This window comes from Protofrankia coriariae, assembly GCF_001017755.1.
GTDB lineage: Bacteria > Actinomycetota > Actinomycetes > Frankiales > Frankiaceae > Protofrankia > Protofrankia coriariae.
In genome coordinates, this window is the sequence record NZ_JWIO01000001.1 from 114,166 (window position 1) to 126,969 (window position 12,804).

Sequence of the window (12,804 nt, forward strand, 5' to 3'; positions counted from 1 at the left end):
GGCGGCCGCCCGCGAGGCCGCGCACGCCGCCCGGGCGCGCCTGAACTAGCCCGCTCCGAACCCAGCCCTGAAACTGCTCGGGGCTGGCTCGGCCAGCCCCGCGGCGAGTCGGAAGGGCAGAAAGGCCGGAAAGCCGGGAAGACCGGCCGTGTCCGAACCGGCCAGGCCCGGCCCGCGGCGGTCACTGGTTGCGCGGACCGGGCAGCGGCACGGCGGACAGGCCGCGCGGCGGCAGCCCGATCATCGCCACGACCACCGGCGCGAGTGCGCCGAGAACCATGAACAGGTATCCAGCGGCCTTGGCCTGCAGCAACAGGTCCCCCTCGGGGCGCGCGGCAGCCAGCCACAGCACGATCGGCACCCAGCCGGCCAGCGGGATCACGGCGCCGAGCCGGGTACCGGTCAGCCAGCGCGCCAGCACCGCCAGGCCAGTGTTTCCGATCATGGCGACGGCGACGCCGACCGACAGCAGCACCCCACCGGGACGCGGGCCCGCGGGGACGAGGAACACCCCGTAGAGGCCGAGCGCGAGCCCTCCGAAGGCACCGAACGTGTAGGCCGACCCCAGGAATAAGCGGGACATTTCAAGATCTTCACCGGCCATGTACCCCCCGCCCGCACGGCCGCCCTGGCCATGTCCCACTCCACTCGCCCGGCCGGCTCGGCGCTCAGTCACGGACATCGAGATCCACCCCCGCGAACAGGTCGGTCTCCCGCCCGTACGGCCCGGCACCCGGCCCTCGCCTGCCCCTGGTGAGGACATAGTGCTCGGTACCCCATGCGCGATGGCCGATACCGTCCGCCAGCGCGAAGAAGAAACCATCCGTTGTCATCTGGGTGGCGTGCGCCCGCATCGCCGCGACCTTCGCCTCATAGTAGGGATTCGCCTCGATCTCGGTGGTGACGGCCTCGTCCGGCACCGTGGTCGGCACGTCCTCGGCCGACTCCACTCCCGGGAGCAGTTCCTGGCCGGTGCCCGACGACCGGAAGTAGTCGATCCCGGCCTGGAGCACCGACCGCGACAGGGCTGTCTCATACAGTTTCAGCGGCTGCCACGGTGAGCCGGCCTCGGGCGCGAAGTCCGGGTCGGCCGCCGCGTCGAACGCACGCACGGTGATCTGATGGGCGCGGATGTGGTCGGGATGCCCGTAGCCGCCGTTCGCGTCGTAGCTGACGAGCACCTGCGGACGGACCTCCCGGACGATACCGACGAGCGCGGCGGTGACGACGTCGAGGTCGGCCCGCCACAGGCAGCGTGGGTCGTCGTTGCCCGGGGTCCCCATCATGCCGCTGTCCCGCCAGCGGCCAGCCCCGCCGAGGAAGCGCTGGTCGCTGACACCGAGCGCCGCGCAGGCCGCGGCCAGCTCCCCCATCCGGTATCCGCCGAGCTGGTCGCCGAGATCCGACCGCAGGTTGACCAGCTCCGGGACGAGCACCTCGCCCATCTCCCCCAGCGTGCAGGTGACCAGGGTGACCGTGGTGTCCGGCGCCGCCGCGTAGGACGCCATGGTCACACCCGTCCCGATCACCTCGTCATCGGGATGCGCGTGCACGAACATGACCCGCCGCGCGGGCGGCCCGGCCGGACGGCGGGCGGACACCGTGTCTCCGGGGACGCGACTGGCTACGTCCCCGGGAGCGTCCCCAGGGGCGTCCCCCGGGGCATTCGCACCGATGGCATTCACATCGACGACCGTACGAGATCGACGACCGCGGACGGGGCAGGGTGTGTCCGGCTCGATCAGTCGGTGCCGCCAGCCGGTGCCGCCAACCGGTGCCGTCAGCCGCTGCCCACCGCCACCTGGCTGCTCCCGTCGGGCTGCCCGGTCGGGCTCGGGACGCTCCATGGCAGCCGGAAACCGCCCTCGCACAGGCCGTAGCCGAGCGTGCCGTCGGCCAGGCGGTACTCCATCATCTGCTCACAGATCACGAACGAGTCCTGGGGCAGCAACCAGCTGAACAGCGGCCGGGCGGTGAAACCGGACGTCCGCCCCTTCTCGTCGGTGAACGCCCAGTCCATTCGCGAGACCTGGAAGGGGCCGGGCGCGTACTCGTTGTGGTCGTCGATACGGGTGACGCGCAGCCACTCCCGGCCGTCGTGGAACATCCGCATGTAGGCGTCGGCGCCCCCGGTCGACACGCCGTGGACACCGGCGAACGCCGTGCCGTCGTCAAAGACCGGCCAGGCGAGACGGTAGTGCCGGACACCGTCCCAGTTACGGACACCAGCGGCGACGTCACGAAACCCGGTGCCGGTGACCTCGGTCCGCCTGCCCCGGACGGTGACCTGCCCGGCGACCGTGCAGGGGCCCTCCAGATGGACCTGGGCCATCTCCCGGGCGAACGAGCCCTCCGTGTCCCGGGTCAGGGCGATGCAGTCGGCAAGCGGGTAGGTCGTGTCCCACCGCAGATCGAGGCTGAAATCGCCTTCGGCGAACGTCACCCGGGTGCTCGACAGCGGGGACAGCGACCGCATGCGCACACCGGCCAGGGCGATGCCCTTCTCCGGACGGTCGTCGGTGTAGGGCAGGGTGAGGTTCGTGCGGACGAAGACCGGCAGGCCGTCCCGGAAGACGATCAGCCAGTTGTTGGCGTGCCGCTGGTTCTCCAGCAGACCCATCCGGACGAAGCAGCCGACACGGGTCCGCGGGTCGTAGAAGTTCAGGTAGTAGCTCTGGTTCCACAGAGGCTGGTTGTCGTCCGAGACAACACCCTCGAAGCGGGCGAGATCGGCGCTCATGACGTTTCCTTCGGCTCGTACTCCGTCCGCGGAACGGCCATCGACAGGACCTGGACAGGACCCGGACAGGACGCGGACAGGAGGCACGGACGGGACGGCTGGGCCGGTCGGGGCCACGGACCGGCCCAGCGGGCATGGCCGGGACGCCGGGACGCGCGAGGCCGGCGCCGGGTGGCCAGGTGGGGGGCTCTACCCGGTGGCAGCGGCCGTCCCGAGGAGGCTGTCGAGGGACGGCAGGCTCGACGGGTCCTGCTCGAATCCCTGGGGCAGGACCCACGCCCGCTCCCGGAGGAGCTGATCGCGGGACATGGTCAGCACCGCGTGCCATACCGCGTCGCGGCAGGACGCGGCGGCGTCGTCGGCAAAGACGGTGTCGACGACGGCGCCCGCGACGGCCCGCAGCTGGCGGACGGTGTCCACCAGTTCGGCGGGGTCGGCCTTCGCGCGCTCCAGGACGTCTCTGCCGGCCCGCGCGTCCGCGGCGAGGCGGATGATCAGATCCGACGTCCGTGGCCCCCCGCTCGCCACCCCCGCGAGCTGTTCGGCGAAGTCGGTCAGCCGCTGTAGCTCGTCGCGGTCGAACTGGAACTGCAGGGGTAACCGCTCGGCCATCAGCAGGAGGGTGCCGACCACCACCCGGGCCTGTTCCTGGGCCATCTGGTTGGCCGGGTCGACGGCGGGCAGGACAACCTCCGTCATTGCCCTGATAATCGTCCGGAGCTGGGTGTCAGGGCGCACCATCATTGTCAGAAACCTTTCTCGAGAAGCACGCGGATCTCGTCCAGCAACAGACTCCCAATCCCGATCAGCCAGGCTACGAGAACGTCCTGGTGCGTTTTCCCGCCGCGGGCGATCCGATATCCCGTCCCGAGCGTCAGGGCAGCGAGGAAGAACGCGTTGTATATCTTGTAGAAATGCAGCCGGCGGGGGTCGACGGTGAGCCCCGACGCCTTCTCGTACGCTTCGTAGAGCTCGTCGGGCGGCAGCAGGCCGCTGGCCAGGAAGGTGACGCCGTCCTCCGCGAGGTGACCGAAGACGGGGGTGGCCAGGTAGGCGAGGTCCTGGTGGCGGTCGCCGAGCCGGCCGAGTTCCCAGTCCAGCAACGCCGTGATGCGGGCGTCGGCCTCGGTGAACAGGTAGTTCCCCGCCCGGTAGTCGCCGTGGATGACGCAGATGCGGTCGGCCGGCGGCATGTTCTGGCGCATCCAGTGGGCGGCGAGGTTCATCAGGGGCACCTCCTCGCCGCAGTCCTCCTCCCAGACGCGGGCCCACCAGTTCAGGCCCCATTCCACGCTCTGCGTCCCGACCTGCGGGACGTCAAATGCGCTGAGCTGCGCGCCGCTGAAGTCGAACGTGTGGACGGCGGCGAGATGCTCGACGAACTGCGAGGCCAGCGGGCCTCGCAACGCGGGCCCGAAGTTGATGCCGAGCCCGCTGACACCGCTGGTCGCCGTCGAGGGCTTGGTCGCCCCCGGCACGAAACCGTAGATCAATGCCGGATAGGGCAGGTGGCTGCCGTCCGCGTCGACCCAGTACGCCGGGGGCACCGGCACGACCCCCCGCATGGCCCTGATCAGCTGGAACTCCCGTAATCGGCTGGTCTCGACGATCGACTCGGCCGGTTCCATCCGCAGGACCATCGGCGTCCGGGTGCGGCCGACACCCGGTTCGACCCAGTCGAGGGTGAAGGCCATCTGTACCTTCGACGCGCCGCCGGTCAGCCAGCGGGTGTCGAGGACGGTGAAGGGCTCGTCGAGTTCGTCGCGCAGCAGCGCCTCCACACCGGCCCGCAGCGTGGCCAGGGACTGCGGCGCATAACCCGGGCCGGCGCGTCGCCCGAGCCGACGGGTGAGAATCGCGTCGACCTCCCTCTCGGTGGTGTAGCGGCCACGTAGATGTTCGATCCAGGCTGGCTGGGGCGCATTTTTGTCATGGCCCCGGGGCGGGATTTTTTCAGCGGTCAGCATGCGGGCCCCCGCATCGTCGGGTATGTGTTCCCGCGCGGCGGGAAAGGTTTTCACCTGCTTCGGCCGCGCCGGTTTTCCTGTTGACAGGAATTGTGGCGGAGCACGATCGGCACGCCAATATCCGGCACTGGCAAGGCTGTGGGACGGGCGTCACCCGGACCGCCAGCGACGACCGGCGGCATCCCGCGGTGCGGGGGTGGGCTGTCCCGAACGGAGCAGAGGAGCCGGCAGAAAGGACAAGCTCGATGTGACGTACACCACTTCTCACTGAAGAAACTGTTACGCTCGGCCGATGCCCGGGAAGCGCGACACGGAGCCCGCGTTAGACGTTCCGAAACCGGCCGAGTACGCATCCGCCACGGAAGCGATCCAGCGCTGCGCGCACGAACTGCTGCTGCGCTCCGCCGAGATCGCCGTCGAGATCACCGAACAGGTCCTCGCCGGCCAGCCGACCCTGGTACCGAACCGGACGCCGGCGGCCATCGACGCGGTGCGCGAGAGCACCGACCAGAACGTCGGGGCGATCTTCTCCACGCTGGCCTTCGGCATCCCGGCCACGGCGATCGAGCCGCCCCTGGGCGCCCGCAACCTGCTGCGCCACTCGATCCTCGGCGGCGGGGACGTCACCGACCTGCTGCGCGCCTACCACTACGGCCACGGGCTGCTCTGGCAGAAGTGGAGCGCCCACGTCGGCGAACGGGTGGTCGACCTCGACCTGCTGCGCGAGGTCCTGTCGCTGTCCTCCCAGCACATCTTCACGTTCGTCGACCACTCCTGCGCGCACCTGGTCGACGAGTACCACGCCGAGTTCGGCGGGCACGTCCCGCGTGTCTTCCAGCGCCGCGCGCCCAGCGACCTCATCTGTGAACTCGTCGCTGACGACCCGGTGGACGAGATCGCGGTGAGCTCACTGCTCCGCTACGACGTGCGGGCCCATCACGTGGCAATGGTGCTCGCGCCGACCGGCGCCGGTGGCGACGTCCGGCGCGCGCTGGACGACCTGGGCGCCGCGGCCGCGTCAGCGGTACTCACGCTGCCGGTGGGCGACGGCACGTGGTGGGCCTGGTTCGCCTGGCCAGCCCGGCCGGACGAGGACACCCTGGCCAGGATCGCGGCTACTCCACTGGTCGGAACGCTCGGCGGCATGGGATCCGTGGGACGGGGCCGGGCCGGGTTCCGCCGGTCCCACTATCAGGCCCGCGATGCCGAGCGCGTCGCACGGCTGAGCGGGCAGGCCGGCGCCGGCGTGGTCCGGCACCGTGACGTCGAACTCGCCGCGCTGCTGTGCGCCGACCCCGGCCGCGCCCAGCGGCTCCCNCCCCGGCCGCGCCCAGCGGCTCGCGGACGAACGTCTCGGCGCCCTCGGCCGCCGCAACGAGGACTGCCGGCGGCTGCGCGAAACGCTGCTGACGTTCCTCTCCCAGGGGTGCAGCAGAACACGCGCCGCCCGGCTGCTGCACGTGCACCACAAGACGGTCAGCTACCGGCTCGCACAGGCCGAGGAACTGCTGGGCAGACCGCTGTCCGAGGACATCCTCGAGCTCGGCGCGGCCCTCCTCATCGAACACACCCTCCACGGCGGATGACGCCTCACAACGGATGACGCCCTATAGCGGGACGCTTTACAGCGGATGAGATCTCAGGAGGGATGAGGACTTGCGGCGGACGAGGCCGTCGGGGTCAGCCGGCGCGGCGGCGGGAGCGGAGCTTCTCCCGCTCGGCCGCGGTCAGCGCGACCTTGCGCAGCCGGACCGGGCCGGGGGTGACCTCGACGCACTCGTCCTCGCGGCAGAACTCCAGCGCCTGTTCCAGGGAGAGCTGCCGGTGCGGGGTCAGCCGCACCAGTTCGTCCCCGGTGGACGAACGCATGTTGGTCAGCTTCTTCTCCTTGGTGGGGTTGACGTCCATGTCGTCCGCGCGGGAGTTCTCCCCGACGATCATGCCCTCGTAGACGTCGGTGGTCGGCCCGATGAACAGGGTGCCGCGCTCCCCCAGGTTGTACAGGGCGTAGGCGGTCGCCACGCCGGCGCGGTCGGCCACCATCGACCCCGTCGCCCGGGTGCGCAGCTCGCCGAACCACGGCTCGTAGGAGTCGAAGACGTGGTGCATGAGCCCGGTGCCGCGGGTCTCGGTCAGGAACTCGGTGCGGAAGCCGATCAGCCCCCGGGCCGGCACCCGGTATTCCATCCGGATCCAGCCGGTGCCGTGGTTGACCATCTGCTCGAGGCGCCCCTTGCGGACGGCCAGCAGCTGGGTGAGCGTCCCGAGGTACTCTTCGGGGGCGTCGATGGTCAGCCGCTCGACCGGTTCGTGCCGCCTGCCGTCGATCTCCCTGGTGACGACCTGCGGCTTGCCGACGGTCAGCTCGAAGCCCTCCCGGCGCATCAGCTCCACCAGGATCGCCAGCGCCAGCTCGCCGCGGCCCTGGACCTCCCAGGTGTCGGGCCGCTGCGTCGGCAGCACCCGGATGGAGACGTTGCCGACCAGTTCGGCGTCCAGCCGGTTGCGCAGCAGCCGCGCGGTCAGCTTCGTCCCGGACCGGCCGGCGAGCGGGGAGGTGTTGATACCGATCGTCATGCTGATCGACGGCTCGTCCACGGTGATGACGGGCAGCGGCCGGGGGTCGTCCGGGTCGGCCAGCGTCTCACCGATCATGATGTCGGGGATGCCCGCGACGGCGATGATGTCGCCGGGCCCCGCCTGCTCGCCCGGCACCCGCTCCAGCGCCTTCGTGACGAGCAGTTCGGTGATCTTCACCCGGTCGATGCGGCCGTCGGCGCGGCACAGCGCGGTGGTCTGCCCGCGCCGCAGCGTCCCGTTGTGGACGCGGCACAGCGCCAGCCGCCCGAGGTACGGCGACGCGTCAAGGTTGGTGACCAGCGCCTGCAGGGGTGCTTCGGGGTCGTAGACCGGCGCCGGGATGGTGGTCAGCAGCACGTCGAACAGCGGCTTGAGGTCGGGCGAGTCGGGGTTGCCGCCGTCGGCGGGGCGGTTGAGCGACGCCCGGCCGGCCTTGGCGTTGCAGTAGACGATCGGGAAGTCGATCTGGGTCTCGTCCGCGTCCAGGTCGAGGAAGAGCTCGTAGGTGGCGTCGACGACCTCCGCGATCCGGGCGTCGGAGCGGTCCACCTTGTTGATGACCAGGATGACCGGCTGCCGGGCCTCCAGCGCCTTGCGCAGGACGAACCGGGTCTGCGGCAGCGGCCCCTCGCTCGCGTCGACGAGCAGCACGACCCCGTCCACCATGGACAGGCCGCGTTCGACCTCGCCGCCGAAGTCCGCGTGGCCCGGCGTGTCCACGATGTTGATCGTGACGTCGCCGTACTGGACCGCAGTGTTCTTGGCGAGAATCGTGATGCCCTTCTCGCGCTCGAGGTCCATCGAGTCCATCACCCGGTCGGTGGCCTCGGAGTGCTCGCCGAAGGCACCGGACTGCCGCAGCATCGCGTCGACGAGCGTCGTCTTGCCGTGGTCGACATGGGCGATGATCGCAACGTTACGCAGATCGGCACGGACAGACACGGTGACGGGCTCCGATGGTGACGTGGGGCGGCCGCCCCTGGCTGGACATGGTGCTCTGGACAGTTGACGCTGAACGATGATTACGCCGGACAGTGGTGATGCCAGACATGAGGCCGCGCCGCCACGATGAACGGACGCGCCGCCCAGCCCGGCGGGACACGCCGCCTCGACGGGACACGCCGCGCGCCGGGCAGGATCGCCAGGAAGACGGTCGTGTCCGAACTCGGCCCGCGAGTGTCCACCATCATGGTACGGACACCGGCGACCTGACGGCTGACGACAACAGAAGGTGTAATCATCGATACTATCCGTTGACTCTGGCGGCCCGCTACCGGTCCGCTGCCTGATCAGACAGGCGTCCCGGCCAGACGTCGGATCGGTCAGACGCCAGATCAGACGCCGGGGCCAGATCAGACGCCGTGGCCGGGTCAGACGCCGGACCGGGTATCCGGCGGCGCCGTGCCCAGGTAGCGACGAAGATCTTCGATGAGCGGCGCGTCCGGGGCCAGCCAGGGGACGTCGTCGAGCTCGTCCCGTGCCAGCCAGCGATGCGCCGAATGGGTGATCAGCCTGGGCTCGCCCGCGATGATCCGCCCGAAACGCACCCGCAACACCCAGCCGTCCGCCGGCAGGGGCACCTCGCCGAGGACCGAGCCGACCTCGACGTCGACCCCGAGCTCCTCCCGGCACTCACGGACGAGAGCGGCGACCTCGTCCTCGCCGGGCTCGACCTTGCCGCCGGGGAACTCCCAGCCGCCGGCGAGCGCGGACGGACCTCGCCTACAGCATGCCAGCACCCGCTCTCGAATATCAACAAGCGCCGCTGCCACCACCACGCGCGGGATGCCGGACGACTCCATAACGAACGACACTGTAACGAGCGGGGCCTCCCCGCTGCGAAGAGGACGCACAGCGAACGCACAGCAAAGGCGGCCACCACCCGACGGCCGCCCGGCCGGACCAGACGGAGGTTCCTCCATGCCCACCAAGCTGGACGCACACCGCGTGGCCGACGCCCTCAGCACACTGCCGGGGTGGAGCGGCGACACATCGACGATCGTCCGCAGGGTCACCATGGACGAGGAGACCGCCAACGAGGCGGTCGAAAAGATCTCGATCGTCGCGAACGAGATGAATCACCACCCCGTCGTCGACCGAGCGCCTGGAGTGACGATCTTCACAGTCTGGACGCACTCGCAAGGGGGTGTCACCGATCTCGACATCGCCCTGGCATCCCGGATCTCCGACATCCTGCGCCAACACGGCATCGCGGACCCGTCCGACACTGGCACATAATCCGTTCAGCACCCGCAACCCACTCAACACCACACCCGACCGGCGCCCGTTGTCGGCGCCCGATCCACACCGTCCGGCCCCGCCGCTCAGCCCCGCCGCCAGCCGCCCCCGCGACTGGCGCGGCGGCGCCGCACGGAGCCGACCCCTCGCCACCGACGCCCGCCCCATCCTTACCCCCATCGACAAGATTTACATTGGGAAGTCACCCTCCGTCTTATATTGATCACATAGAGTGCATATTGGGTTGTCGGACGGAGAGCTGTCGGGGGAGCACGGGTGGCGGGTCGATCGGATGGCGAGCCAGCGGCCTTCCTGAGTTACGCCCATGACGACGACGAGCACGACAGCGGCCTGATCACGGCATTCCGGCGGCGGCTGGAGGGTGAGCTGCGCGCGCAGACCGGGCGCCGCGAGCTACAGATCTTCCAGGACCGGGACGACATCACCTGGGGCCATGCCTGGGAAGAGCGGATCAACCGCTCCCTGGACGCGGTCACGTTCTTCATACCGATCGTGACCCCGGCGTTCGTGGCCAGCCCGCAGTGCCGGCGGGAGATGACCCGCTTCCTCGACCGGGAACGCCGGCTGCGCCGGACCGACCTGATCCTACCGGTGTACTGGATCAGCGTGCCGGAGCTGGAAACACCGGGACGGGCCGCCGGCGACGAACTGCTCGCCGCGCTGACTGCCCGGCAGTACACCGACTGGCGGGAACGCCGCTTCGGGGACCTGTCGAGCCCGAGCAGCCGCCGGGCGACAGCCGCGCTGGCACGCCGGATCCGCGACGCGCTCGCCGTGGACGCGCCGGCCCCCGGGACGAGCTTCCCCGGCACGCCCGGCGGCGGCGCGGCGGGCCGGCGGGCTGGCCGGNGGCCGGCGGGCTGGCCGGCCGGTGCGGGTGCACGTGGTCGACGCGCTGGGCCGGGGCGACTTCACCACGGTGGACGCGGCGATCCGCGCTGCCCGGCCCGGCGACCGCGTCGTGGTCCGCCCCGGGCTCTACCCCGGGCCGCTCATCCTCGACAAACCGCTGGAGATCGTCGGGGACGGCCCGGTCGAGGAGATCACCATCGTGGCCGGTACGGGCAGCGTGGTGCTGTTCAGCGCGGCGAACGGCTCGGTGCGCGGGCTGACGCTGCGGGCGACCGGGCAGCCGGGCGAGGATGCGGTGGTCGACATCCGCACCGGTCGGCTCGTCCTGGACGGCTGTGACATCAGCGGGAGCGCGTCCGCCGGCGTGGCCGTCCACAACGACGCCGACCCCCACGTCCACCGCTGCCGTGTCCACTACCTCTCCGGCCGCGGTGTCCACGTCTACGACAAGGGCGCCGGGCTGTTCGAGGACAACGACATCACCGACAACGTCCGGTCCAACATCGTCGTGGCGTCGGGTGGTAATCCGAGAGTGCGTGGCAACCGCATCACCAGCTCCCAGCGAAGCGGCGTCTTCGTCCACGACAACGGTGCCGGCCTTTTCGAGAACAACGACATCACCGGCAACGCCAGGTCCAACATCGCCGTAAGGTCGGGCGGGAACCCGAGGGTCCGTGGCAACCGCATCACCAGCTCCCAGCGAAGCGGCGTCTTCGTCCACGACAACGGCGCGGGGCTGTTCGAGAACAACGACATCACCGGCAACATCTGGCCCAACGTCACCGTGGCGTCGGGCGGGAACCCGACTGTCCGCGGCAACCACATCACCAACTCCCAGAACGCCGGCGTGCACGTCTACGACAACGGCGCCGGGCTCTTCGAGAACAACGACATCACCGGCAACGCCAGGTCCAACGTCGCGGTGGAGTCCGGTGGGAACCCGACGGTCCGTCGCAACCGCATCACCAACTCCCAGGAGCACGGCGTGTTCGTCTACGACAACGGTGCCGGGCTCTTCGAGGACAACGACATCACCGGTAACCGGAAATCCGCCTGGGACGTCTGGGGCGCCGACCGAAAACGTCTGGTCCGCCGCTGACCGGCGAAACCCGTAGGTGGTTTCCGTCACTCCCATGCCTGTTTCCACCTACAGCCGTCGCGCCCGTAGGTGGAAACAGGCGTCATACTGACGCTTTTCACCTACACCTCCGCCCGCGGGCGGCAGGACAGCCGGCGCTCAGCCCCAGCCGGCGCTCAGCCCCAGCCACCCCAACCCGCTCCGGGCGGATGCTGCCGCGGAAAGGACAGTCTCCGCCCTGCGGAGCACTCGCCGGCCAGGCCAAGGCGTTTGTCGATCCGGGCGGCGCCCTCTGCCCCGCGGAACACCCGCCCGAGGCGGCCAGCGTGCCTGACGCCTTGCGGACGGTCCCTCCGCCGGGACCATCCGGCAGCCGGACGGAGGCGGGGCGGGGCTACACGTTGAAACGGAATTCGACGACGTCGCCGTCGGCCATGACGTAGTCCTTGCCCTCGACACGGACGCGGCCGGCGGCGCGGGCGGCGGCCATCGAGCCCGCCGCCGTCAGGTCGCCGAAGGAGACCACCTCGGCCTTGATGAACCCGCGCTGGAAGTCGGTGTGGATGACGCCCGCGGCCTCGGGGGCGGTCGCGCCAACCTTGATCGTCCAGGCCCGGGCCTCCTTCGGCCCGGCCGTCAGGTAGGTCTGCAGGCCCAGCGTGTGGAAGCCGATCCGGGCCAGTTGCGCCAGGCCGCTCTCGGACTGCCCGAGGGAGGCCAGCAGCTCGGCGGCGTCCTCGTCGGGGAGCTCGGTGAGCTCGGCCTCGACCTTCGCGCACAGCACCACCGCGTCGGCGGGGGCGACCAGGGCGGCGAGCTCCTTGAGCCGGCCGGTGTCGGCGAGGGCGTCCTCGTCCACGTTGAACACGTACAGGAACGGTTTGGCCGTCAGCAGGAACAGCTCCCGCAGCGCCGCCCTGTCCACACCCGGCTCGGACGAGAGGGTGCGACCGGCGTCGAGCACCTCGCGGGCGTGCTTCATGGCGGCGAGCAGGCCCTGCCTGCCCTTGTCGACCCGGGCTTCCTTCTCCAGTCTGGGCAGGCGCGCGTCGATTGTCTGCAGGTCTGCGAGGACGAGCTCGGTGTTGACGGTGGCGATGTCGTCGGCGGGGTCGACCCGGCCGTCCACGTGGACGACGTCCGGGTCGGAGAAGACCCGGACGACCTGGCAGACCGCGTCCGACTCGCGGATGTTGGCCAGGAACCTGTTCCCGAGCCCCTGCCCCTCGGAGGCGCCGCGGACCAGGCCCGCGATGTCGACGAAGCTCACCGTCGCCGGCACCGTGCGGGCGCTGCGGAAGACCTCGGCGAGCCGGTCGAGGCGGGGG

At 70.4% G+C, this 12,804-nt stretch carries 13 protein-coding genes and 1 pseudogene (1 of these 14 only partly in view); 6 read left to right on the top strand and 8 right to left on the bottom strand.

What is annotated here, in order from left to right; genetic code table 11:
- Window positions 1-49 carry the 3' portion of a transglutaminase family protein gene (locus FrCorBMG51_RS00485; protein ID WP_047221179.1) on the top strand. Its footprint begins 917 nt before the window's first position, so the window shows 49 of its 966 coding nt (coding positions 918-966); its start codon lies beyond the left edge, outside the window; the stop codon is at window positions 47-49.
- 132 nt (window positions 50-181) lie between these two features.
- On the opposite strand, the gene FrCorBMG51_RS00490 is transcribed toward FrCorBMG51_RS00485, so the two are convergent.
- The 5 genes from FrCorBMG51_RS00490 to FrCorBMG51_RS00510 form a co-directional block, all read right to left on the bottom strand.
- Window positions 182-583 carry a DUF6113 family protein gene (locus FrCorBMG51_RS00490; protein ID WP_338052656.1) on the bottom strand — a complete coding sequence of 134 codons (402 nt, stop codon included), beginning with the start codon at window positions 581-583 and terminating at the stop codon, window positions 182-184.
- An 85-nt stretch (window positions 584-668) separates the two neighbouring features.
- Complete coding sequence (mshB, locus tag FrCorBMG51_RS00495) at window positions 669-1,559, bottom strand: N-acetyl-1-D-myo-inositol-2-amino-2-deoxy-alpha-D-glucopyranoside deacetylase (RefSeq protein WP_047221270.1); 891 nt, start codon at window positions 1,557-1,559, stop codon at window positions 669-671.
- Window positions 1,560-1,780: 221 nt separating this feature from the next.
- A complete protein-coding gene (locus tag FrCorBMG51_RS00500; RefSeq protein WP_076842247.1) occupies window positions 1,781-2,740 on the bottom strand; it encodes a DUF7065 domain-containing protein in 960 nt (319 codons plus the stop codon).
- A gap of 189 nt (window positions 2,741-2,929) precedes the next feature.
- Window positions 2,930-3,439 carry a hypothetical protein gene (locus FrCorBMG51_RS00505; protein WP_157180334.1) on the bottom strand — a complete coding sequence of 170 codons (510 nt, stop codon included), beginning with the start codon at window positions 3,437-3,439 and terminating at the stop codon, window positions 2,930-2,932.
- A gap of 47 nt (window positions 3,440-3,486) precedes the next feature.
- Complete coding sequence (locus tag FrCorBMG51_RS00510) at window positions 3,487-4,707, bottom strand: phosphotransferase family protein (protein ID WP_047221182.1); 1,221 nt, start codon at window positions 4,705-4,707, stop codon at window positions 3,487-3,489.
- 292 nt (window positions 4,708-4,999) lie between these two features.
- Between FrCorBMG51_RS00510 and FrCorBMG51_RS28905 the strand changes: the two genes are divergently transcribed.
- Window positions 5,000-6,310 carry a hypothetical protein gene (locus FrCorBMG51_RS28905; RefSeq protein ID WP_047221183.1) on the top strand — a complete coding sequence of 437 codons (1,311 nt, stop codon included), beginning with the start codon at window positions 5,000-5,002 and terminating at the stop codon, window positions 6,308-6,310.
- 77 nt (window positions 6,311-6,387) lie between these two features.
- Here FrCorBMG51_RS28905 and typA read toward each other — a convergent pair whose 3' ends face one another.
- On the bottom strand, window positions 6,388-8,229 hold the full coding sequence (typA, locus tag FrCorBMG51_RS00520; protein ID WP_047221184.1) for a translational GTPase TypA: 1,842 nt from the start codon (window positions 8,227-8,229) through the stop codon (window positions 6,388-6,390).
- A gap of 126 nt (window positions 8,230-8,355) precedes the next feature.
- On the opposite strand from typA, the gene FrCorBMG51_RS30215 reads away from it, so the two are divergent.
- Window positions 8,356-8,499, top strand: a complete 144-nt coding sequence (locus tag FrCorBMG51_RS30215; protein WP_235433198.1) for a hypothetical protein — start codon at window positions 8,356-8,358, stop codon at window positions 8,497-8,499.
- 158 nt (window positions 8,500-8,657) lie between these two features.
- On the opposite strand, the gene FrCorBMG51_RS00525 is transcribed toward FrCorBMG51_RS30215, so the two are convergent.
- Window positions 8,658-9,089: a (deoxy)nucleoside triphosphate pyrophosphohydrolase gene (locus FrCorBMG51_RS00525; protein ID WP_013872321.1), complete on the bottom strand. Its 432-nt coding sequence runs from the start codon at window positions 9,087-9,089 to the stop codon at window positions 8,658-8,660.
- 118 nt (window positions 9,090-9,207) lie between these two features.
- Between FrCorBMG51_RS00525 and FrCorBMG51_RS00530 the strand changes: the two genes are divergently transcribed.
- From FrCorBMG51_RS00530 to FrCorBMG51_RS00540, 3 genes and pseudogenes are all read left to right on the top strand, one after another.
- Entirely contained in the window at window positions 9,208-9,525 is a 318-nt protein-coding gene (locus FrCorBMG51_RS00530; RefSeq protein ID WP_047221185.1) for a 4a-hydroxytetrahydrobiopterin dehydratase, read from the top strand.
- A gap of 276 nt (window positions 9,526-9,801) precedes the next feature.
- Window positions 9,802-10,176: pseudogene (locus tag FrCorBMG51_RS33360) on the top strand (TIR domain-containing protein); the annotation flags it as partial.
- Between the two features lie 241 nt (window positions 10,177-10,417).
- Entirely contained in the window at window positions 10,418-11,497 is a 1,080-nt protein-coding gene (locus FrCorBMG51_RS00540; RefSeq protein ID WP_047221187.1) for a right-handed parallel beta-helix repeat-containing protein, read from the top strand.
- A 373-nt stretch (window positions 11,498-11,870) separates the two neighbouring features.
- On the opposite strand, the gene ychF is transcribed toward FrCorBMG51_RS00540, so the two are convergent.
- A partial coding sequence (gene ychF, locus FrCorBMG51_RS00545) for a redox-regulated ATPase YchF (protein WP_235433199.1) occupies window positions 11,871-12,804 on the bottom strand: 934 nt, incomplete at its 5' end.

What these genes read in the sequence shown, in the direction of transcription:
- FrCorBMG51_RS00530 (WP_047221185.1), top strand. Translation starts at nt 9,208, where the DNA reads ATGCCCACCAAGCTGGACGCACACCGCGTGGCCGACGCCCTCAGCACA.
- FrCorBMG51_RS00510 (WP_047221182.1), bottom strand. Translation starts at nt 4,707, where the DNA reads ATGCTGACCGCTGAAAAAATCCCGCCCCGGGGCCATGACAAAAATGCG.
- FrCorBMG51_RS00500 (WP_076842247.1), bottom strand. Translation starts at nt 2,740, where the DNA reads ATGAGCGCCGATCTCGCCCGCTTCGAGGGTGTTGTCTCGGACGACAAC.
- mshB (WP_047221270.1), bottom strand. Translation starts at nt 1,559, where the DNA reads ATGTTCGTGCACGCGCATCCCGATGACGAGGTGATCGGGACGGGTGTG.
- FrCorBMG51_RS00525 (WP_013872321.1), bottom strand. Translation starts at nt 9,089, where the DNA reads ATGGAGTCGTCCGGCATCCCGCGCGTGGTGGTGGCAGCGGCGCTTGTT.
- FrCorBMG51_RS00490 (WP_338052656.1), bottom strand. Translation starts at nt 583, where the DNA reads ATGTCCCGCTTATTCCTGGGGTCGGCCTACACGTTCGGTGCCTTCGGA.
- FrCorBMG51_RS30215 (WP_235433198.1), top strand. Translation starts at nt 8,356, where the DNA reads ATGAACGGACGCGCCGCCCAGCCCGGCGGGACACGCCGCCTCGACGGG.
- FrCorBMG51_RS00505 (WP_157180334.1), bottom strand. Translation starts at nt 3,439, where the DNA reads ATGACGGAGGTTGTCCTGCCCGCCGTCGACCCGGCCAACCAGATGGCC.